At 65.8% G+C, this 21,912-nt stretch carries 17 protein-coding genes and 1 other RNA gene; 11 read left to right on the top strand and 7 right to left on the bottom strand.

What is annotated here, in order from left to right:
• Nucleotides 1–215 precede the first annotated feature (215 nt).
• The 4 genes from ubiG (at nucleotide 216) to HDG33_RS13210 (ending at nucleotide 2,784) form a co-directional block, all read left to right on the top strand.
• A complete protein-coding gene (gene ubiG / locus HDG33_RS13225; RefSeq protein ID WP_184027677.1) occupies nucleotides 216–914 on the top strand; it encodes a bifunctional 2-polyprenyl-6-hydroxyphenol methylase/3-demethylubiquinol 3-O-methyltransferase UbiG in 699 nt (232 codons plus the stop codon).
• A 41-nt stretch (nucleotides 915–955) separates the two neighbouring features.
• A complete protein-coding gene (gph, locus tag HDG33_RS13220) occupies nucleotides 956–1,669 on the top strand; it encodes a phosphoglycolate phosphatase (RefSeq protein WP_184027663.1) in 714 nt (237 codons plus the stop codon).
• A gap of 144 nt (nucleotides 1,670–1,813) precedes the next feature.
• Nucleotides 1,814–2,183: a transfer-messenger RNA gene (gene ssrA, locus HDG33_RS13215) on the top strand.
• A 232-nt stretch (nucleotides 2,184–2,415) separates the two neighbouring features.
• Nucleotides 2,416–2,784 carry a hypothetical protein gene (locus HDG33_RS13210; protein ID WP_184027646.1) on the top strand — a complete coding sequence of 123 codons (369 nt, stop codon included), beginning with the start codon at nucleotides 2,416–2,418 and terminating at the stop codon, nucleotides 2,782–2,784.
• A gap of 115 nt (nucleotides 2,785–2,899) precedes the next feature.
• Here HDG33_RS13210 and HDG33_RS13205 read toward each other — a convergent pair whose 3' ends face one another.
• Both HDG33_RS13205 and HDG33_RS13200 read right to left on the bottom strand, forming a co-directional pair.
• Nucleotides 2,900–3,166 carry a hypothetical protein gene (locus tag HDG33_RS13205; protein WP_184027643.1) on the bottom strand — a complete coding sequence of 89 codons (267 nt, stop codon included), beginning with the start codon at nucleotides 3,164–3,166 and terminating at the stop codon, nucleotides 2,900–2,902.
• Between the two features lie 130 nt (nucleotides 3,167–3,296).
• A complete protein-coding gene (locus HDG33_RS13200; protein ID WP_184027640.1) occupies nucleotides 3,297–4,376 on the bottom strand; it encodes a substrate-binding domain-containing protein in 1,080 nt (359 codons plus the stop codon).
• Nucleotides 4,377–4,509: 133 nt separating this feature from the next.
• On the opposite strand from HDG33_RS13200, the gene HDG33_RS13195 reads away from it, so the two are divergent.
• From HDG33_RS13195 to HDG33_RS13180, 4 genes are read left to right on the top strand one after another with little or no spacing between them, the layout of a single operon-like run.
• Nucleotides 4,510–4,995, top strand: coding sequence for an NAD(P)H-dependent oxidoreductase subunit E (locus tag HDG33_RS13195; RefSeq protein ID WP_184027635.1), 486 nt, complete (start codon nucleotides 4,510–4,512; stop codon nucleotides 4,993–4,995).
• Entirely contained in the window at nucleotides 4,992–6,566 is a 1,575-nt protein-coding gene (locus tag HDG33_RS13190; protein ID WP_184027632.1) for an NADH-quinone oxidoreductase subunit NuoF, read from the top strand. Before HDG33_RS13195 ends, HDG33_RS13190 begins: the two co-directional genes overlap by 4 nt.
• A 15-nt stretch (nucleotides 6,567–6,581) precedes the next feature.
• Nucleotides 6,582–9,566 (top strand): formate dehydrogenase subunit alpha, encoded by a 2,985-nt coding sequence (gene fdhF, locus HDG33_RS13185; protein WP_184027629.1) that lies wholly within the window; start codon nucleotides 6,582–6,584, stop codon nucleotides 9,564–9,566.
• 8 nt (nucleotides 9,567–9,574) lie between these two features.
• Nucleotides 9,575–9,835 carry a formate dehydrogenase subunit delta gene (locus HDG33_RS13180; protein WP_184027626.1) on the top strand — a complete coding sequence of 87 codons (261 nt, stop codon included), beginning with the start codon at nucleotides 9,575–9,577 and terminating at the stop codon, nucleotides 9,833–9,835.
• A gap of 86 nt (nucleotides 9,836–9,921) precedes the next feature.
• Here HDG33_RS13180 and HDG33_RS13175 read toward each other — a convergent pair whose 3' ends face one another.
• On the bottom strand, nucleotides 9,922–11,646 hold the full coding sequence (locus tag HDG33_RS13175) for an FAD-dependent monooxygenase (protein WP_184027623.1): 1,725 nt from the start codon (nucleotides 11,644–11,646) through the stop codon (nucleotides 9,922–9,924).
• 496 nt (nucleotides 11,647–12,142) lie between these two features.
• Here HDG33_RS13175 and HDG33_RS13170 point away from each other — a divergent pair, with 496 nt between their 5' ends.
• Nucleotides 12,143–13,990, top strand: a complete 1,848-nt coding sequence (locus HDG33_RS13170; RefSeq protein WP_184027619.1) for a tetratricopeptide repeat protein — start codon at nucleotides 12,143–12,145, stop codon at nucleotides 13,988–13,990.
• A 74-nt stretch (nucleotides 13,991–14,064) separates the two neighbouring features.
• Here the strand turns inward: HDG33_RS13170 and HDG33_RS13165 are convergent, their stop codons facing one another.
• On the bottom strand, nucleotides 14,065–15,366 hold the full coding sequence (locus HDG33_RS13165; RefSeq protein WP_184027616.1) for an MFS transporter: 1,302 nt from the start codon (nucleotides 15,364–15,366) through the stop codon (nucleotides 14,065–14,067).
• Nucleotides 15,367–15,688: 322 nt separating this feature from the next.
• On the opposite strand from HDG33_RS13165, the gene HDG33_RS13160 reads away from it, so the two are divergent.
• A complete protein-coding gene (locus HDG33_RS13160; RefSeq protein WP_184027613.1) occupies nucleotides 15,689–16,213 on the top strand; it encodes a GNAT family N-acetyltransferase in 525 nt (174 codons plus the stop codon).
• A gap of 200 nt (nucleotides 16,214–16,413) precedes the next feature.
• On the top strand, nucleotides 16,414–17,451 hold the full coding sequence (locus HDG33_RS13155) for a hypothetical protein (protein WP_184027610.1): 1,038 nt from the start codon (nucleotides 16,414–16,416) through the stop codon (nucleotides 17,449–17,451).
• A 9-nt stretch (nucleotides 17,452–17,460) separates the two neighbouring features.
• On the opposite strand, the gene HDG33_RS13150 is transcribed toward HDG33_RS13155, so the two are convergent.
• From HDG33_RS13150 to HDG33_RS13140, 3 genes are all read right to left on the bottom strand, one after another.
• Nucleotides 17,461–18,174, bottom strand: a complete 714-nt coding sequence (locus HDG33_RS13150) for a DUF2968 domain-containing protein (RefSeq protein ID WP_184027607.1) — start codon at nucleotides 18,172–18,174, stop codon at nucleotides 17,461–17,463.
• A 344-nt stretch (nucleotides 18,175–18,518) separates the two neighbouring features.
• Nucleotides 18,519–19,970 (bottom strand): gamma-glutamyl-gamma-aminobutyrate hydrolase family protein, encoded by a 1,452-nt coding sequence (locus HDG33_RS13145; RefSeq protein ID WP_184027604.1) that lies wholly within the window; start codon nucleotides 19,968–19,970, stop codon nucleotides 18,519–18,521.
• Nucleotides 19,971–20,098: 128 nt separating this feature from the next.
• Nucleotides 20,099–21,856 carry a cation:proton antiporter gene (locus HDG33_RS13140; RefSeq protein ID WP_184027601.1) on the bottom strand — a complete coding sequence of 586 codons (1,758 nt, stop codon included), beginning with the start codon at nucleotides 21,854–21,856 and terminating at the stop codon, nucleotides 20,099–20,101.
• Nucleotides 21,857–21,912 lie beyond the last annotated feature (56 nt).

The raw sequence follows: 21,912 nt of genomic DNA, 5'->3' as shown, positions 1-21,912 counted from the left end.
TCGAAAGCCCCGCTTCGGCGGGGCTTTTTTTATGCGCGGGTACCGCGGCCTGGCGTGATGCGCGACGCAGGAGGGTCCCGCTCAGCTACAAGCGGCTCGCAGCTTGCATCAGCGCTCGCTACCCGACGCGCTTTTGCCGCTCTTTCTCTCGCCCTATATACTCAGGGTTTATCCTCGAGCGTCCGCTCACCGCTTTCATCGAGGCAGCCTTCACCATGACCAACGCCGATCCTCACGAACTACAGAAATTCAGCGACCTCGCGCATCGTTGGTGGGACCCGAACGCCGAATTCAAGCCGCTGCACGAACTGAATCCGATTCGTCTAAGCTGGATCGACGCCCACGCCCATCTCGCCGGCAAAAAGGTGCTCGATATCGGCTGCGGCGGCGGCATCCTGTCGGAATCGATGGCAGGTTTGGGCGCTCATGTGAAGGGCATCGATCTGTCGACGCAGGCACTCGGTGTCGCCGATCTTCACAGTCTTGAAAGCGGTGTAACCGTCGATTACGAAGAAATCGCGGCTGAGGCGCTGGCCGCACGCGAACCGGGCACTTATGACGTGGTCACCTGCATGGAAATGCTCGAGCACGTGCCCAGGCCGGCCGCGATCGTCGAGGCCTGCAAGAATCTCGTGAAGCCGGGCGGCTGGGTGTTTTTCTCCACGCTGAACCGTAATGTCAAGTCGTATCTGTTCGCGGTGATCGGCGCCGAATACATCGCGCGAATGCTGCCGATGGGCACGCACGACTACGCGCGCTTCATCCGCCCGTCGGAGCTCGCCGGCTTCGTGCGCGCCGCCGAGCTGCGCACGGCGGACATCAAGGGCATCGTGTACAACCCGCTCAGCAAGCTTTTCGCGCTGTCGTCCGACACGAGCGTCAACTATATGCTCGCCTGTCGCCGCGACGCCTGAATTGCCCGAACCGCCCCGATCCGCCGTATCCGAAACGAACAATGAGCGACCCGACTCCCCTGCCGCAACGCGAAGACAACGACGACACGCTCGGTTTTTGCCTCGCCGTGCTTTTCGACCTTGACGGCACGCTTGCCGACACGGCGCCCGACCTCGCGGCCGCCGTCAACAAGATGCGCCACGACCGGCGGCTCGAGATGGTGCCGCTCGAGAAGCTGCGCCCGCTGGCTTCAGCCGGAGCGCGCGGACTGATCTGCGGGGCGTTCGGCATCGGGCCCGATCATCACGAATTCGCATCGATGCGCGAGGAGTTTCTCGCGAACTACGAAGCAGATCTGTGTATCGAGACGACGCTCTTTCCGGGTATCGCGGAAGTGCTCGACGAACTCGACGCGCGCGGCGTGCGCTGGGGCATCGTCACGAACAAGGTCGCGCGGCTCACCGAGCCGCTCGTCGCGCAACTCGGGCTCGAGGAGCGCGCCGGCTGCGTGGTGAGCGGCGACACGACCCCGCATTCGAAGCCGCACCCCGCGCCATTGCTGCACGCGGCGCGTGAGCTGGACATCGCGCCGGAGCGCGTCGTCTATATCGGCGACGATCTGCGCGACGTGCAGGCCGGTTTTGCCGCCGGCATGAAGACCGTCGCCGCGGCGTACGGCTATTGCGGCAACGACATTCCGCCGACACGGTGGCACGCGCAACACGTCGTAGAATCGACGGCCGAGTTGCAAACCCTGCTGCGCGACATCGGCTGACAAAGTCAGACAGATCGGCTGAAGGTGCGGTCCCGCACTCTTGTTAACCATGTTGCACCATTCAGCGGCCACCAAAGACGCACGACGCGGCCCTCGATCTATTGTAAAATCTCCTTTGGCTCACATATGTGAGCAACGAACCGCGGGGGCGACCTGGTTTCGACAGGGGTTGCGAAGCGGCTAGGGCATGTCGAGGACCCGTCACCTCGTTAATCAATGGGAAAAACGTAACTGCAAACGACGATACGTTCGCACTGGCAGCCTAAGGGCCGCCGTCCTCTGCCTAGTTCACTGACGGGCTAGTGTCGCAAGACCGGTAGCAATACCGACAGAGGTCATATACGTCAGTTAAGCCTTGGCGGCGTCACGACGTCCGGGTCGAAAATTTAGTGAATCGCCGTAGCGCAGCGTGTTCGTCCGCGTCGCTGCGGTTAAATCAAAAGACAGAACTAAACATGTAGAACTGGTCGTAGAGGACTTCTGGACGCGGGTTCGATTCCCGCCGCCTCCACCAAATACCTGGAACGTTCGCGATGAACGGCCCAAAAAAACCCCGGTAGCGTAACGCTGCCGGGGTTTTTTATTTTCGGCACCGTCCGCGACGCTTTGCGGGCCGGCCACACATCTCCCCTTCACTCAGCGGGGACGCACAACACGCCCCGGTAAATCCGCGGCCGCTACTTATACTCATAGCTCGAAGCGAGTCGTCATTCGTCAACCGCGTCGCCAAAACAGGAGCCTGCGTCATGCGCAAGACCATCGCTCTGCTGGCCCCGCTCGCACTCGCCGTGCTACACGCCGGTGCCTTCGCCGATCCGCCCACACTGTCCGACGGCCGCTTCGTCACCGCTGACGGCATGACGCTCTACACGTTCGACAAGGACACCACGCCCGGCGTCAGCGCCTGCACCGGCGGCTGCATGAGCAACTGGCCGGCGGCCACGGCGGCGCCGACCGACAAGCCGTCGGGCGACTGGACGCTGATCCCGAGCGCAGACGGCAAGCAACAATGGACGTACAAGGGCCATCCGCTGTATCACTACGCGGCCGACAAGCAGTCGGGCGATGCAAAGGGAGACGGCTTCAAGGAAATCTGGCACATCGCCAGGCCATGAGAAGCCACTCCAGCCGGCAACTGGGCCGCCATCGCCCCCGCCACAAAGCACAACGCCGACCCAAGGGCCGGCGTTGCGTCAAACCTCGAAGCTCGAGCGAAGCCCGAGCCAATTCTTATTCGTCTTTCGGGCACTGCAGATTGCAGCCATTCGGATCGCCCATGTCGCCGCGCTTGCGCGCCTGCGAACGTTGGCCGTGCTGATACTTCTCCGACGGGGCTGACGCGGCGAATGGCATCTGCGGATGCTCGTTAATGCGGAATTCGTCGGTCAGGATGCCACCCGGCACGCCAGGCGAATTTTGCGCGTAAGCGACGGAGACGGTGGCACAGAGCACACCAGCCGCGGCAGCGGCGGCACATGCATGGAGAAGAGCTTTCATGTCGGTTCAGCGCAGCTTGGCGCGTGGTAAAGGCGGATACGAAGCCAAGAGAGTAGCCGAAACCGGCGCGCTGCGCAGCCGCGCACGCCGAGCGCCACCGCTTTTCTGGTTACAGGCTCTTACTCCGCCGTTACGCGAGCGCGCCGCCGAGCCCCTCGTCCAGATCGACGAGCCTGCCGCAGTCGCACGGATCGTAGCCGGCGAGTTGCTCGACGCGTTGGTGAAACGCGCTGCCACGCAACAGGTTGATCACCGTCGCGAGCGGCGCGCGAGAGAGGTGCGCGCGATCGCACGCGAAGTAATAGTCCTCGTCGACGATCGGAATGAAGTCGAGCCCGAAATGATGCGCGGCCGGTTCGACGCCGAAGCCTATGTCCACCATGCCGCTCGCGACGAACGCCGCGATCGCCGAGTGCGTCAGCTCGGTCGACGCATAGCCGTTGACGCGGTCCGGGTCCACACCGACCTGTCGCAGCGCGAGATCGAGCAGCATCCGTGTACCCGAGCCCGGCTGGCGGTTGACGAAACGGATGTCGTCGCGCGCCAGATCGCCGAGCCCGCCGATCCGCTTCGGATTGCCCTTGCCGATGAACAGACCCTGCTTGCGTCGGGTCAGATGCACGAGCACATGGCGTTGCGGATCGAGCCAGCGCCGGTAGGTATCGGCGCACACCGCGCGGAACTCGCCGAGCGGCAGATGAAAGCCCGCCAGATCGCACTCGCCGCGCGCGAGCGCACTGACCGCCTCGGCGCTGTCGCGGTACTTGATCTCGACCGGCAGATCGTTGGCGACCAGCGCCGTAACAAGCGCGGCCACCGCGTAACCGTGCGACGCGTGGATGCGCACGTCATCGGCTGGGGGCGCAAGCCAGCGGTTCAGATCGCTCGCCACTTCGCTCGCGAGCGCCTGCAAATTGCCGTCGAGCCGCTCGCCGCAGAGCCGCTGCCCGCGCAGCACCGCGTGACCGAGCTCGGACAACACCGAGCCGCGCCCACGCTCTTTCGCGATCAGAGGACCACCAAACCGCTCCTCGATGCTGCGCAGCAAGCCCCATGCGTGCCGATAGGACAAACCCTTAAGCGCCGCGGCCTGCGCAATGCTGCCAGATTCAGCGACGAGCGCGAGCAGCGGCACCACGTCAGACAGGCTGGCCTCGCGGCCGTCCGCGCCCTTCACCACCAGCTCGACCTGACATTCGATCCTGACCATATATGTTTGACTGTTTCCTATTGCGCGCGCTGGTCGGCCCGCCTATCTTTCGGCTATACCATGTCGAATAAGCGAAGCATACGTGCATGCATTATGAATAACAAGTGCATATATCGCTTCGGAGGAGCCCCCTTTGGACGATTCTCTCGCCACGGCGCCGGATCAGCTCGTGCAACGTCACGCGCAGCCGGGCCGCACACTCATCACGATCCTGCACGCGATCCAGGACGAACTCGGCTTTGTGCCACCCGCGGCGGTCGGACCGCTCGCCCGCGCGCTGAACCTGTCGCGAGCGGAAGTGCACGGCGTCATCACTTACTACCATCACTTTCGCACCTCGCCGGCCGCGCCCGTCACGGTGCAGCTGTGCCGCGCCGAAGCGTGCCGCAGCATGGGCACCGAGGCGCTTGCCCAGCACATCGAGGCGCACACCGGTTGCCGCTTCGACGCCGGTCACCATGACGGCGCAACGGTGGAACTCGAATCGGTGTACTGCCTCGGCCAATGCGCGCTGTCGCCGGCGATGATGCTCAACGGCACGCTGCACGCGCGCGTGTCGCCGCATAAATTCGACGCGCTGTTCGCCGCTGCCCGCAAATGCGTGGAGGTGCCGGCATGACGCGCATCTATATTCCGCGAGATTCGTCGGCGCTCGCGCTCGGCGCCGATGCGCTGGCCGAAGCCATCGCCAGCGAAGCCGCGCGCCGCGGCATTGCGATCGAACTGATCCGCAACGGTTCGCGCGGGTTGCTGTGGCTCGAACCGCTCGTCGAAGTTGCGACGCCCGAAGGCCGCATCGGCTATGCGAATGTCGACGTGGAAGACGTCGCCGCGTTGTTCGACGCGGGCTTCGTCGACGGCGGCGAGCATGCGCGGCGCGTCGGCGTGGTCGACGAGATTCCGTATCTGAAGAAGCAGCAGCGCCTGACCTTCGCGCGGATCGGCATCACCGACCCGCTGTCCATCGACGATTACGTCGCGCACGGCGGCCTCGAAGGCCTACGCAACGCCCTGCAAACCGACGCCGATGCCGCCTGCGAAGCGTTGATCGAATCCGGTCTGCGCGGCCGCGGCGGCGCGGCCTTTCCGGCCGGCATCAAGTGGCGCACGGTGCGCGGCGCGAAAGCCGCGCAGAAGTACGTCGTCTGCAATGCCGACGAAGGCGATTCCGGCACCTTCTCCGATCGTCTCGTGATGGAAAGCGATCCGTACGTGCTCATCGAAGGCATGATCATCGCCGGCGTCGTGACCGGCGCGACCGTCGGCTACATCTATGTGCGCAGCGAATACCCGCACTCGATCGCGACGCTCGAAGCTGCCATCGCCCGTGCGCGCACAGCCGGCTGGCTCGGCGACAGCGTGCTCTCGAGCGGGCAGCGTTTCGAGCTGTTCGTCGCGAAAGGCGCGGGCTCGTATGTGTGCGGCGAGGAAACCGCGATGCTGGAATCGCTCGAAGGCAAGCGCGGCATCGTCCGCGCAAAGCCGCCGGTGCCCGCACTCGTGGGTCTCTATGGCCAGCCCACCGTGATCAACAACGCGATCACGCTCGCCACCGTGCCGATCATCTTCGCGCGCGGCGCCGCGTTCTATAAAGACTTCGGCATGGGCCGCTCGCGTGGCACGCTGCCGTTCCAACTGGCCGGCAACATCAAGCGAGGCGGCCTCGTCGAACTCGCGTTCGGCGTGACATTGCGCCAACTGCTCGACGACTTCGGCGGCGGCACCGCGAGCGGCCGGCCGGCGCGCGCGGTGCAGGTCGGCGGTCCGCTCGGCACCTATCTGCCGCCAAGCCAGTGGGACATTCCGATGGACTACGAGGCGTATGCGGCGATCGGCGCGGTGATCGGCCACGGCGGTCTCGTCGTGCATGACGACACCTCGAACCTCGCCGAGCTCGCGCAATACGCGATGCACTTCTGCGCGCTCGAATCGTGCGGCAAATGCACACCGTGCCGTATCGGCTCGACGCGCGGCGTCGAGGTGATCGCGCGGATTCGCAACGGCGACACGTCGACGCGTCAGGTGCAATTGCTGCGCGATCTGTGCGACACGATGGTAGCCGGCTCGCTGTGCGCGATGGGCGGCATGACGCCGTATCCGGTGCTGTCCGCGCTCGATCATTTCCCTGAAGACTTCGGTCTCGCCGCCGATCCCACTGCCGACCACGCCACCAAAGCGGCCGCGGCCTGACTCCAGGAGTTCACCATGTCCGACCAGTTCAACTCCCCTGCCGGCGCCCCGAAGGAAGTCCCCCTGGGGGGCGGCTGCGGCTCAGGCAACTGCGCGTGCAAATCGCAAGCCCAGGCACGCGCCGCCAACGCGTTCGCCGACGACACCGACTACGGCACCCCCGCCCGCCACTCAAACGTCGACGTGACGCTCGAAATCGACGGCCAGGCGGTGACCGTACCGGCGGGCACGTCGGTGATGCGCGCGGCCGCTGAAGCTGGCGTCAACGTGCCGAAGCTGTGCGCGACCGATTCGCTCGAACCGTTCGGCTCATGCCGCCTGTGTCTCGTCGAAATCGAAGGACGGCGCGGCTATCCGGCCTCGTGCACGACACCGGTCGAAGCCGGCATGAAGGTGCGCACGCAGACCGACCGTCTGCAGTCGCTGCGTCGCAACGTGATGGAGCTGTACATCTCCGACCATCCGCTCGATTGCCTGACCTGCCCCGCCAACGGCGACTGCGAACTGCAGGACATGGCGGGCGTGACCGGCCTGCGCGAAGTGCGCTATGGCTTCGACGGCGCGAATCATCTGAAGGACCAGAAGGACGAATCGAATCCGTACTTCACGTACGACCCGGCGAAGTGCATCGTCTGCAATCGCTGCGTGCGCGCGTGCGAGGAAACCCAGGGTACGTTCGCGCTGACGATCACCGGACGCGGCTTCGAATCTCGCGTCACGGCCAGCGAGAACCAGCCGTTCATGGAATCGGAGTGCGTGTCGTGCGGCGCCTGCGTGGCCGCGTGCCCGACCGCGACCTTGCAGGAAAAGACCGTCGTGATGCTCGGCCAGCCCGAGCACTCGGTCGTCACCACCTGTGCCTATTGCGGCGTCGGCTGCTCGTTCAAGGCAGAGATGAAGGGCAACCAGGTCGTGCGGATGGTGCCGCACAAGAACGGCCAGGCCAACGAAGGTCATGCATGCGTGAAGGGCCGCTTCGCGTGGGGCTACGCGACGCACAAGGACCGCATCAAAAAGCCGATGATCCGCGCGACGATCACCGACCCGTGGCGCGAAGTCAGCTGGGACGAAGCGATCTCGTACGCGGCATCGGAATTCCGTCGCATCCAGGCGAAGCATGGGCGCGATTCGATCGGCGGCATCACGTCGTCGCGTTGCACGAACGAGGAAACCTACCTGGTGCAGAAGCTCGTGCGCGCCGCGTTCGGTAACAATAACGTCGACACCTGCGCGCGCGTCTGCCACTCGCCGACCGGCTATGGTCTGAAGACGACGCTCGGCGAATCGGCCGGCACGCAGACGTTCGCCTCCGTCGACAAAGCCGACGTGATCATGGTGATCGGCGCGAATCCGACCGATGGCCATCCGGTGTTCGCCTCGCGTCTGAAGCGGCGCGTGCGCGAGGGTGCGAAGCTGATCGTCGTCGATCCGCGCCGGATCGACATCGTCGATACGCCGCACGTGAAAGCGTCGCACCATCTGCAATTGCGGCCCGGCACCAACGTCGCGATCGTCAACGCGCTCGCGCATGTGATCGTTACTGAAGGCCTGCTCGACGCAGCGTTCGTGGCCGAGCGCTGCGAAACCCGCGCGTTCGAACAGTGGCGCGATTTCGTCGCGCTGCCGGAGAACTCGCCGGAAGCGACCGAAGCGGCGACCGGCGTGCCCGCGCAACAGGTACGCGAAGCCGCGCGCATCTACGCGAGCGCCGGCAACGCCGCGATCTACTACGGCCTCGGCGTCACCGAACACGCGCAAGGCTCGACGATGGTGATCGGCATCGCGAACCTGGCGATGGCGACCGGCAACATCGGCCGCGAAGGTGTCGGCGTGAATCCGCTGCGCGGCCAGAACAACGTGCAGGGTTCGTGCGACATGGGCTCGTTCCCGCACGAGCTGCCGGGCTATCGCCACATCAGCGATCCGCTCGTGCGCACTCAGTTCGAAAACGCCTGGGCCGTCACGCTGCAACCGGAACCGGGCCTGCGCATTCCCAACATGTTCGACGCCGCGCTGGACGGCAGCTTCATGGGCCTCTACTGCCAGGGCGAGGACATCGTGCAGTCGGACCCGAACACGCATCATGTGGCGGCGGCGCTGTCGTCGATGGAATGCATCGTCGTGCAGGACATCTTCCTGAACGAGACCGCCAAGTATGCACACGTGCTGCTGCCCGGCTCGTCGTTCCTCGAAAAGGACGGCACGTTCACCAATGCCGAGCGCCGCATCTCGCGCGTGCGCAAGGTGATGCCGCCGCTCGCCGGCTACGCGGACTGGGAAGTCACGCAGTTGCTGTCGCGCGCGCTCGGCTACGAGATGGACTACACGCATCCGTCCGAGATCATGGACGAAATCGCGCGGCTCACACCGACCTTCCACGGCGTGTCGTACCAGAAGATCGACGAAATGGGCAGCATCCAGTGGCCATGCAACGAGGACGCGCCCGACGGCACGCCGACGATGCACGTCGACACCTTCGTGCGCGGCAAGGGCAGGTTCGTGATCACGAAGTTCATCGCATCGCCGGAGAAGGTCACGCGCAAGTATCCTTTGCTGCTGACGACCGGGCGCATTCTGTCGCAGTACAACGTCGGCGCGCAGACGCGCCGCACCGAGAATTCGCGCTGGCATGACGAAGACCGGCTCGAACTGCATCCGCACGATGCCGAGGAACGCGGCATCAAAACCGGCGACTGGGTCGGCATCGAATCGCGCGCGGGGCAGACCGTGTTGCGCGCGAAGGTGACGGAGCGGATGCAGCCGGGCGTCGTCTATACCACGTTCCACTTCCCCGAATCGGGCGCGAACGTGATCACGACCGACAGCTCCGACTGGGCGACCAACTGCCCCGAATACAAGGTGACCGCGGTGCAGGTGATGCCGGTCGAGCAGCCGTCGCAATGGCAGAAGGACTATTCGCGCTTCAATAGCGAACAGCTCGAACTGCTGAAGCAGCGCGAGCCGGCCAATGCGGCCGCGGCCGTCACCGCGGGCAAGTGAGGCGAGCCATGGACAATCGGAATCTGATCGACATGGCGAACCGGATCGGCGACTTCTTCGAGTCGATGCCCGACCACGAGGAAGCGCTGACCGGCGTCGCCGAACACATCCGCCGCTTCTGGGAGCCGCGCATGCGGCGCGCGCTGCTCGCGACGCTCGACGAAGCGCCGGACACGTATGACATCGCGCTATCGGACTTCACGCGCGAGGCGATCGTCAGGTATCGCGAGAAGTTGACGCCGGCGCCGGCCCAGGCGCCGGCGGCTTAGGCTCGGGCGGTTTCCCCAATCACCCAGGCGCGGCGGCGCGATCCGCTGCCGCGTGCGTGCCCATGCCACGCAACAGGCGGCGCCAATCACAACGTCGCCTGTTCCGAGATCTCTCCCCCAACCGTAAACCACGCTTCGCAGTGCCGTACGAGACCGTGCAGGTCCGAGCCGGTGCGTCCGCGCGCGCTGATGTAGCCGTCGGGCCGCACCAGATAAAACGACGGCCGCGTGCGCCCATACGATTCGGACAACGCCGGGCCGCCGTCGCCGCTCGTATCGGTGACGCGCCAGATTCGCACCGCGTTCGGCAGCAGCCGCTCGACCTCGGCGGCGAGCTTTTCTACTTCGGGGTCCGGCGGCGGTGCATGTTTGGCGGCGGGATCGAGCGGCGTGTCATCGACGGGCAGCGGCGGCAACAGCAGAAACAGCGAGAAGAACGCCGGATCGTGCAGATCGAAAATGCAGCCGACGCCCGGCGCGCGCCCCAGCGGACCATCGACGACGTGCACGAGCGCATCGGGTGCGCGCTCGCCCGCGCGCGGGCCGCCGTCGAGCACGCGTTCGAGCGTCAGCGGACTGCGCCGGTACTGGATCGACAGCTCGCTGATCGTCGCGCGTGCGGCATCGCGCAGCGGACCGAACGCGGCCAGCACCGGCATCACGTGCTCGCGCAGCAGCTTCATCGGTCCGTGATCGGCCTCGGCCATCTGCGTGATGAAACCGGTCTGCCGCAGCACCTCGCGCTCGATCGGATGTCGCTCGGCGTGATACGTGTCGAGCAGGCGATCCGGCGCCGCGCCGCCGATCACGCGCGCGAGCTTCCAGCCGAGATTGAGCGCTTCCTGGATGCCGGTGTTCATGCCTTGTGCGGCCGCGGGGCTGTGTACGTGCGCGGCATCGCCGGCGAGGAAGATGCGGCCCACGCGCAGCCGGTCGACCATCCGGCTGTTCACGTGGAAGTACGCCGACCACGCCAGCTCCGACACGTCGACGCGCTCGCGCACGCGTCGCGCGATCAGCGCCTTGCATTGTTCGAGCGACGGCGCCGGCGCCCGCTCCAGCGGCGGCTCGCCGAGCACCGCGGGGGCCGGCGGCGCGGCGCTGCCGGACGGCTCGACCGCATGATCGGCGATCAGACGATGGCGGCCGTGGCCCATCGGAAACAGCGCGACGAGACCATCGCCCGACGCGAAGATATGGAACTCGTCGTCGGGCCAGTCGGTTTCGGCGTGCAGGTCGGCGAGCAGAAAGGTCTGGTCGAAGGTCTTGCCCTCGAAGTTCAGGTCGAGGCGATGGCGAATCGAACTGTGCGCGCCATCGGCCGCGATCAGATACGACGGGCGCATGGCTTCCGTGCGGCCGTCCGCGCGGCGCAAGGTCGCCTGAACGCTCGCGGAGCCTTGCATGAACGCCACGAGCTCGACGCCGCGCTCGACCTTCACGCCGAGCGTCGCCAGATGCTCGGTCAGGAGCCGCTCGGTCACCGACTGGTCGAGAAACAGCAGATAGGGATAACGCGTGTGCAACGGGTCGAAATCGAGCTGCGCAAGCCGCATGCCGTTCGAAAACAGATTCGCCACGCGCGCGCGATGGCCGAGCTCCAGAAACGGTTCGATCAGCCGATGCTGCTCGAGCAGTTCGAGCGTGCGTGCCTGAATGCCGATCGCGCGCGAGTAAGGGTTCGGCTGCGGCGCCTTGTCGATCAGGCGCACGGGGATGTGGGCGCGCGCGAGACTCATCGCTGCGGCAAGTCCGGTGGGACCGGCCCCGACGATCAGCACCGGCGACGCGTCGTAGGCGGCAGCGTCCATGCGGAACTCCGGAGGCAACAATGCGTTCTAGGGTCTGTTTACATATGGAACGCACGTGCGAATGCCCGCTATCGGCCGCAGGGCAAGGAGTAAGGAGCGCTGCGTGGCCGCGCCACGTGAGCGACGCGCGACGCCGCCATGCGGCCGATAGCGGGCATTCCCCTGGAATGAAATTCAGAACTGGGGTTGCCGCGAGAAGGGCCGCTCGCTGCGTCATGCTCCTTGCGAATACGTCGAGCATTCGCGGCGTCGCAATCCTTGCGAGCGGCCCTTCTCGCGGCAACGCACGTGCGTTCCATATGTAAACAGACCCTAGTGTACGCCGCCGCTCTTGCGCACACGGGTGCGCTGCATCAATCGCGCGTCGGCAAGACGGGTCGCGCGGGGGGTCCATCCGTCGTTGCCCATGAACTCACGCTCCGCGCAAATCCGGGCCGCTCGCGCAAGTATGGGAAAATGCGCCCTCAGTCTGATTGATCCAAATGCCCTCCCCGTCATGCAACCTGTATTTGACCGCGCGTTCGCGGCGCATCGTGACGGCCGCCTCGACGACGCCGAACGCGGCTACCGCGCCACGCTCGACCACGACCCCAGCCACGTCGACGCGCTGCATCTGCTCGGCGTGCTGCGCCACCAGCAGGGCCAGCACGCCGAAGCCGAGGCGCTGGTGCGGCGCGCGGTCGATCTGCGCCCCGAAGACGCGGCGCTGCAGCTGAACCTCGGCAATGCGCTGAAGGCGCTCGGCCAGATCGACGCCGCGATCGAGCAGTTCCGCAACGCGCTGACGCTCGCGCCGACCTTCCCGATGGCGCACTACAACCTCGGCAACGCGTACGCGTCGCAAGGCCGTCACGAAGACGCCGCCGATGCGTTCGAACGTTCGCTGCGCCTGCAGCCGAACGACGCGTCGTCGCACAACAATCTCGGCAACGCGCTGCACGCGCTCGGCCGTCACGCGGACGCGATCGCGTCGTTCCGGCGCGCGCTCGAGCTGCGCCCCGGTCACGCGGGCGCGCTGAACAACATGGGCATGTCGCTGAACGCGCTCGATCGACCGAACGAGGCGGTGCCCTGCTTCGAGGCTGCGCTCGCCGCCGAGCCGCGCTTCGTCGCCGCGCACTTCAATCTCGCGAATACGTTCGATGCGACCGGCCGCCATGCGCGGGCAGTCGCGTCATTTGAAGCGGCGCTGCGTCTGCAGCCGAACCTGCCGCCGGCGATCTATGGCATGGGCAACGCGCTCGCGGCGCTCGGCCGTGCCGAACAGGCGCTGCCGTATCTGGAGCGCGCGGTCGGGCTCGATCCGCAATTCGCGCTCGCGTGGCTTGCGCTCGGCACCGCGCACCAGGCGCTCGGCGCGCACGCGGCCGCGGTGCGCGCGCTCGATCAGGCGTTGCGGCTGCGCCCTGATCTCGCGTCCGCGCACATGAACCGTGCGCTCGCGTGGCTCGCGATGCGCGACTTCGAGCGCGGGCTGCCCGAATACGAATGGCGCTTGCAAACCGTCGCGCAACCGGTGATCCAGACGTTGCCGCGCTGGCACGGCGAGTCGATCGAAAAATACACGCTGCTGATCCATGCCGAACAGGGTTTCGGCGACACGCTGCAGTTCGTGCGCTTCGTACCGCTCGCAGCGCTTCGCGCCGCGCGCGTCGTGCTGGAAGTGCAGCCGCAGTTGGTGCCGCTCTTCGCGCCCGTCGCGCAGGCATGGCGCGTCTCGCTGATCGCGCAGGGCCAGCCGCGCCCCGCCGCCGATCTGCAGATTCCGCTCTTGAGCCTGCCGCTAGCGCTCGGCACGCGCTACGACACGATTGACGCGCGCACGCCCTATCTGAGCGTGCCGCCGGCCTATGGCCGCAAATGGCGCGGCTCGCTCGGCGGTCAGGCGAAGCGCAAGATCGGGCTCGCATGGTCGGGGCGCATCCAGCGCAACGAAACCCGCACGATGCCGCTCGCCGCGTTGGAGCCGCTGTTCGCACTGGATGGCATCGACTGGATCGTGTTGCAGCCCGATCTGTCCGAGGACGACCGCGCGGCGCTCGACGCGCATCCGCGCGCGGCCGCGATCCACCGCTTCGACCACCGTATCGATGATTTCGCGGATACCGCGGCGATCGTCGAGCGGCTCGACGCGGTGGTGTCGATCGACACGTCGATCGCGCACCTCGCGGGCGCGCTGCGCAAGCCGCTGTGGCTGATGCTGCCGTTCGCCGCCGACTGGCGCTGGTTCGACGGCGACACGCGCAGCCCGTGGTATCCCGGCGCGACGCTCGTGCGTCAGCCGCGGCCGGGCGCGTGGGATGAAGTCGTCGAGGTGGTCGCTAACGAATTGCGGCACGGGTAGCCACAGACCACGCGCCGCAAACAAAAGACCCCGCTAGCGCGGGGTCTTTTGTTTTCAGAACACGAAGTGAACCGTCAGGCCGCCCGATACTGATTGCGTGACTCCGGCGTGCGATACAGGAACAGCGTCGCGAGCAGACCGCAGATTGCCGCCACGCCGAGGACCAGGCCCGGCGCCGCCTTGTTGCTGGTCACGTGGATCAGCAGCGTGGCGATGGCCGGCGTGAAGCCGCCGATCGTCGTCGCGAGACTGTACGCGAGCGAGAAGCCAGCGGTTCGCACTTCGACCGGCATCACTTCGGTCAGCGCGACGACCATCGCGCCGTTGTAGCAGCCGTACAGGAACGACAACCACAGCTGCACGGCGAGCAGACGCGCGAACGACGGTTCGGCGACGAGCCATTGCAGCGCCGGATACGCGGTGAGGATCGTCAGGATCGTGAACGCGAGCAGCACCGGACGGCGGCCGATGCGGTCCGACAACGCGCCGGACAACGGCAGCCAGATCAGATTCGAGATACCGACGCAGACGGTGACGACGAGCGCGTCGATCGCCGACAGCTTCAGCACTTCCCTGCCGAAGGTCGGCGTGTAAGCGGTGATCATGTAGAACGACACGGTCGTCATGACGACCATGCCCATGCCGCCCAGCACGATCGGGTAGTTCGCGAGCATCGACTTCAGGATCTCGCCCACGCTCGGACGATGCTTGCGCGCCGTGAACTCCTCGGTTTCCTGCAGCGAGCGGCGGATGATGAACAGGAACGGCACGATCAGACAGCCGATCAGGAACGGCACGCGCCAGCCCCACGCGAACATCTGCTCGGCAGGCAGAATCTTGTTGAGCATCACGCCGATCAGCGCGGCGAATACCACCGCGACCTGCTGGCTGCCCGACTGCCACGAGCAATAGAAGCCCTTGTTGCCCTTCGTCGCGATCTCCGACAGATACACCGACACGCCGCCGAGCTCAGCGCCGGCGGAGAAGCCTTGCAGCAGCCGGCCGAGCAGCACCAGCACGGGCGCCACGAGCCCGATGGTCGCGTAGCCCGGTATCGTCGCGACCGTCAGCGTGCCGAGCGCCATCAGGCTCAGTGTGAGGATCAGGCCTTTGCGACGGCCGTGATGGTCGATGTAGGCGCCGAGCACGATCGCGCCGAGCGGACGCATCAGGAAGCCCGCGCCGAACACGGACAGCGACAGCATCAGCGACGCGAAATCGCTGCCGCCAGGAAAGTAGGTCTTGGCGATCGCGGAAGCGTAGTAGCCATAGACCATGAAGTCGTACATTTCAAGAAAGTTGCCGCTGACAACGCGGAACACTGTCTTGACCTTGGATTCTTCGGTGGTGGAAGCGGCGTGGGTCGCTGTAGACATGACACTCTCGGATAGGCCCGCCGCCCTGTCGGACGGATCGACGCGGACGGTGACGAGCGGGCAGTTGAAACGATCCACCGCGTTTGGCAAGCGGATGCCGCAGGCGGACGCGCAGGTATAAGCAAGTGCGCCCGGGGGCGCCGCATTTTGCTGCTCACGGCGCTCATTCGATATGAGGGTAAACGCTGAGCTCGATGTCGGGCCGATGCCACGTAATGTTATTGCTGATAGGGTCGACGCGAAACGCATACAGTTTGCTTACGCGCGACACCCGCGGGCGGCCGTAGACTGTCCGCGCGAGGCCATTCAGTCGATTACGCCGATGCGAACCACCCCTGCTCTTTCCCTGCGCCCCGCCGCGCTCGAGGACGCCGCGCTGATTGCGTCGATCCACAGCGCCAGTTGGCAGGCGACCTATCGCGGTCTGTTGCCCGACGCGTTCCTCGACGGCGAAGTCACACGCGAACGCGCCGCCTATTGGGAAGCACGTCTCGGCGCGCCGGGCGGCGAGCGCCGCATCGTGCTGATCGCCGAGCTGGCCGGCGAGCCGGCCGGCTTCGTATGTGTCGAGCGCCAGCCCGAGTCCGCGTGGGGCGTGCTGCTCGACAACCTGCATGCGCTGCCCGGTTATCAGGGCATCGGCGTCGGCAAAACACTGATGCACGCAGCCGTAGACTGGACGCGCGCGCAAGGCGAGGCACAGCTGTATCTGTACGTGCTCGAGGGCAATACGGCGGCGATCGGCTTTTACGAGCGACACGGCTGGCAGTTGGTCGGCGCGGAGCCCGATCAGATGGGCGGCGTGGATATCACCGCGTTGCGCTACGTGTACCGGTTGAAGGCTTGAACGCCGTGGTTGAGTGTGCGTGAAGCGCATGGCGTCGCGGGGACGGCGCGCGCCGGCGGTGTTCCTGTTTTCGGAGTCGTCTGAACGGTGGACGACGTAGTTTCGAGGCATGATTTTCTGTTGCCGATGGCTTCGTCGGCCCCGTACAGATTCCGTCACTGCCGCACCGGTGTGACTGTCCGAGACACCGGAAGAAACCGATGACCCGCACGCCGCTCATCCCAATCGAAGGCGCATTCGCGCTACCCCATCTCCGTGCGCTCGACCACCTGCCCGAACCGTTCGGCCGCGACTGGACGTTGCTGTCCGGCGCTCAGCGCTGGCGAACCGGGCTCGATTCGCTGTATGCCGCGCTGCTGCGCACCGTGTGCATCAGAGATCAGCAGTTGCTGTCGTATGGGCAGTGGGTGTCGATCGACGGCGTGCTGACCGGCGTGCTAACTGACATGAAGCGGCCGGCAGAGACGCCCGTCGCGAACGCCACGCAGCCTGCCGGGGAACCGTCGAATACCGCGACGGCGGCGCATCCCGCTATGCAACGGAAGGTGCCTCAGGGTCCAATGCGAATCCCGCTCAAGGCCCGCTCGCCGCGAATCGCGCAGGGGCGCACTGTGCGGCATCGGCGAACGGTCGCGGTGAGTGCCGGCGTAATCGGCTGCGTCGCGGTGCTGGCGTGGTGGATCGTCGATCAGCCTCTGGCGCCGCGGCATGTGGCCTCCGACATGCTGAAATCGGCGCAAGCTCTGATGCCCCGTCGCGATGCGCCGGCGCCGGTAGAAAAGCGTCGTGCGCAGCATCTGGTTGCGAGTCCCGAGGCACCGGTGATTGCGGAGGCCGTCACACCGGCTCCTGTGCTTCCGCCATTACCTGTCGACGTGGCCGCCGCCGCACCCGCGCGCATCGTGGCTTTGCCTCAGGGCACCGCCACGCGACATGCGTCCACGCCGCGTGACGCGATTCGCTCATCGCCTCCGCGTCGTGCGCTTCGCGTGCAAACGCGTCCGCTTCCGGTAAATCGCCATGCCGCGAATGACCCATCGCATGAAGCGCGCGTTCGTACCCGGCTCGGCGAAGACGGATACGCTGATGTAACGACGTTCGCCATGATGTCTTTGCTCGACGTCGCGCCGCTGCCGCGCTCCACCGTGTCGAACAATTTGCCGGTAAATAGCACCGAGTGGATGAACCACATATCGCAGCGTCGCGTCACCGAAATCCCGGAACAATTCGCGCAATGAGCGCCGCCGTTACTTCGACGCAGGCAAACCCGCTTCCGTCTGCTGCTGCAAGCGCGTGACCGCGCTCTGAAGCTGACGCAATTGCGCCTGCGCGTTGTCGCGCTCCGCGCGCAGCGCGAGCGCCTCGTCGCGCGTCTGCCGCTGCCGGTCGTCGACCTTAGCCTGCTGCGTGCGGGCGACGTCGAGATCGGTCTGCAGCCGTTGCGCCTGCTGCTGCGATATCGCGATGCTGCCCTGCAGATACGCATTCTGCGCCTGCAACCGCGTGCGATGAATCTCGACGTCCGCGAGTTGCTGCGTCTGCTGCGCGAAACCGGCGTAGATCGCTTCCGCGCGCTCCGCCGAATCGCTCCTGATCACGCGCCAGAAATGCTTGTTCTGAAACAACGCGACGTAGTACGTCATCCGCGGCGGATGGAAGAACAGGCTCGCACCGTAGCTGCCGTTGTAGGTCGTGCGCAGTTCGCTGAGGTTCGCGTCGTGGATCAACTGGATCAAATCGGCGACGTCGCCGCGCGCGGCGGCGGGCGTATTCGCGGACACCTCGGGCTCAGCGACGGACTGGGGACCAGCCTCTCGCGGCGCCAACTCCCCTGGAGCCGGCCGCGTGCCCGCCAGCGGCGCGCTCACGCTGTCCTGCTGTGCCACCGCAACACCCGTATGCCACAACGCATAGACACCGGCGAGCAACATAGCGCGCCGGATAACCAAGGAGTACTTCATGTGCCTGCTCCACGCCGATCGAGAATGACGTTGGATTATCGCGCGGATTTATCGCGACGCGAAGCTCGTGGGCACTGTATGGACACGCTCGAAATCGAGATAGACGTTGGCGCAGCGAACCACTCCATCCAAAATCACAGTCGCAAAATAAAGACGCCACCCAGCTCGCACTCCTGATTATTTCGAGAGAAGAAAACGCACTGCCACATAACGTGACAGCGTGTCAGATGGATGGAATGGCTCCGTCGGGCTGCGGAAAACAGCGAAAGCGCGGGACCGATGCGCAACCACGCCGCGGACTCAACCTCGACCGCGCACGCCGCGCCAACGCAAACCCGCCATGCTTAAAACCGCGTCTCCCGCGCGACCCGCAGGAACGTATCGAGCAACGGCGTGCAATCGAGAAGCTCCGGGCCGCCCGCGCGATGAAACTCCGGGTGCCACTGCACGCCCATCACGAATGGCGCGCGCCGGTAGCGCACGGCCTCGATGATGCCGTCCGACGCCGACACCGCCTCGATATTCAGATCGCGGCCCAGCGTCTTTACCGCCTGATGGTGGATCGAGTTGACGATCGCGTCGCGCCGTCCGGGGAACATGTTCAGCAGCGTCGAGCCATCCGGAAAATGCACGCCGTGCCGGTGCTGATCGTAGTTTTCGTTGACGTGGGCGTTCGCGGTGGGCACTTCGGTCGCGATGTCCTGATATAGCGTGCCGCCGAACGCGACATTGATCAGCTGACAGCCGCGGCAGACGCCGAGCACCGGCTTGCCCGATTCGACGAACTCGTGCAGCAGCTCGAGCTCGTACATGTCGCGCACGCGGTCACCGGGCCATTCGTGGCTGGTCGCCGATTCCGCATACGTCTGCGGCGACACGTCGGCGCCGCCTTGCAGCAGCAGGCCATCGAGATGCTTCGCATAGTCGCGCAGACGGATGTTGCTCGGGTGCAGCATGCCCTGATGACCAACGGTCGGGATCATGAACACCAGCACGTCGCGCGACATCACCCAGTGCGCGACCGACTCCTCCAGATACTGCAGCGTCTTGCCGCGCAAGCCCTTCGCGCCCGGTTCCGGGTGGAAGATGCGCGCCGACACGCCGATGCGCAACGTGCGCTGCGTGATCCGCTGCCCCGCGCGATCGAACAGCTGCCGCGCGCGCGCCGCGATGATGCGGCCGAACACGCTCCACGCGGAGTCGCTCTGCTTCAGATAACGCGGTGGCGACGGCGGCAGCGCGTTGGGTGGCGGCGGGTTCGTGGCGCTGAAATCGGGTGCCGCGCCGAAACCGGGCGGCGGCGAGCCGGGCGCACGCGCCGCGGGTGCGGCGGCTGCCTCGGTGGCGATTTCGTCGTCGGTGGCGAGGTCCGCGGCGCTAATGCCGCCCGCGTGCGGCTCGCCGGCGGCCGCCGTCGGTTTGACGACTGGCTCGGGTTTCACCATGGTCGCGCCGCCGGCGTACGGACCAGCGCGCCGCGCTTCGCGCTCGTGCACCTTGGCTTCCTGCCGCGCGGTCGATTCGGCGGCGGCGCTGCGCGCCTCGGCCGCGTCGCGCAGCCGCGCCGTGCGCGGATCTTCGGGCGTGACCGACGATGCGCTGAGCGGATCGTCGGTCGACGACCTCGCGGTCGCCTCCTCGGCCGTCGGGCTCGTGTCTTTGGCGGCCGACTGGGTGGCATCTTCATGCGACGGAGGAAGCGAGGCGGCCGGTTCGGCCGGTGCACTGCTCGGCGCGGGGGAGGCCGGCTGCGGACTGCCGGTCGTGCCGGCGTTTTCGGGTTTGTTTTCGCTCATGACTGTCGGACGGGCGCCTTACACGGGAACGAATGAATATGCCCTGATTATCCGTCAGTGCTGCAGGCCCCGCAAACCCGCACACAATTGCTCACATTGTTGCGAAGCGTTACACCGAACCCGATGAGTCAAGGATCCGGCCGCTCTTCGAAGGTTTCCCGCAACGCGATCTGCATCGACGCATGAATCTTCACGCACCAGCGCCACACGAGTGCGAGCAGCAGCGCGGCGCACACGAGCACCGCGACGAGCAGGCCAGTCGGCGGCAGGATGCTGCCCGACAGCGCCGCCACCAGCAGAAACACGCCGATCATCGACACGATCGGCACGAGATCGGCGATCGCGTGACGCAGCGCGCTCGTGAAGCGTCCCGCGGTGGTCGCCTGCACGCTGACTTCGGCGAGCAGCAGCGCGAGCGACTTGGTCTTGCGATACACGGCCACGAGAAACGGCAGCGAAACGACGAGCGCGACGCTCCACTGCACGACGCGTTGCAGCGGCTCGTCGTCGAGCCAGTGCGCGAGCAGCCGGCCGCTATGCGGCGCGCTATACGACACGGCCAGGAAAATAGCCGCGACGAGCGCGAGATTCACCGCGATCTGCAATACGATCCGCCGCGTCATGCTGATGAGCGTCGGCTCGCCGCGCGCCGTGATCAAACTGCGCAGCCATTGCCCGTACATGCCGAACACGTTGGACAACGTGGCGGGCATCGCCTGCCCGATGCGGCGCGTGAGCGGATCGGCGACGCGGATCAGATATGGCGTCGTCAGCGTCGTCAATGCCGACACGGCGACCGCGATCGGATACAGAAACCCGCTCGTCACCTTCAACGTCAGACCGAGCGTCGCGATGATGAACGAGAACTCGCCGATCTGCGACACGGTCATGCCGACGCGCATCGAGGTGCGCGCGTCCTGCCCCGACAGAAACGTGCCGAGCCCGCACGACACGATCTTGCCGACGATCACCGCGAGCGTGATCACGGCGATCGGCCACGCGTAGTCGAGCATCACGGCCGGGTTCAGCATCAGTCCGATCGTCACGAAGAAGATCGCGGAAAACGCGTCGCGCAGCGGCGCGATCAGATGCTCGATCCGATGCAGATGACGCGACTCGGCCATGATCGCGCCGATCAGGAACGCGCCGAGCGCGATGCTGTAATCGAGCTTGACGACCAGCAGACAGAAGCCGAAGCAGAAGCCGAGCACGGACACGAGCATCATCTCGTCGCTGCCCGTGCGCGCGACGTAGTTCAGCGCGCGCGGCACGAGCAGCACGCCGACCAGCAGCGACACCGTCACGAACAGCAGCAGCTTGCCGAGCGTGACGGCCGCGAGCCCGGCCGACAGCTGCCCGGTCTGCGCGATGCCGGTCAGCAGCACGAGCATCGCGATACCGAGAATGTCCTCGACGATCAGAATGCCGAACACGAGCTGCGCGAAGCTTTCGCGTTTGAGTCCGAGATCGGACAGCGCCTTCACGATGATCGTCGTCGACGAGATCGCGAGGATCGCGCCGAGGAACAGCGAGTCCATCGGAGTCCAGCCGAACGCGCTGCCGATCTCGTAGCCGATCCACAGCATCAGCACGATTTCCGACAGCGCGGCGACGATCGCCGTCGCGCCGACCTCGAACAGCTTGCGCAGGCTGAATTCGAGGCCCAGCGAAAACATCAGGAACACGACGCCCAGCTCGCCGAGCGTCTGGATCGTCTGTTCGTCGTGGATCAATTGGAACGGCGGCGTATACGGTCCGATGATCACGCCGGCCGCGATATAGCCGAGCACCACCGGCTGCTTCAGGCGATGGAACAGCACGGTGACGACGCCGGCCAGCGCCATCACGACGGCCAGATCCTGGATGAAGCCGATGCCATGGTGCATGAGCGCTTTCCTTACAAACAGTAATCATGGAAAGCGCAGTGTAGCAAACGAGCCGA

The organism is Paraburkholderia sp. Cpub6 (genome assembly GCF_014201065.1).
Classification (GTDB): domain Bacteria; phylum Pseudomonadota; class Gammaproteobacteria; order Burkholderiales; family Burkholderiaceae; genus Paraburkholderia; species Paraburkholderia tuberum.
This window is presented reverse-complemented; position numbering and strand designations above follow the sequence as displayed.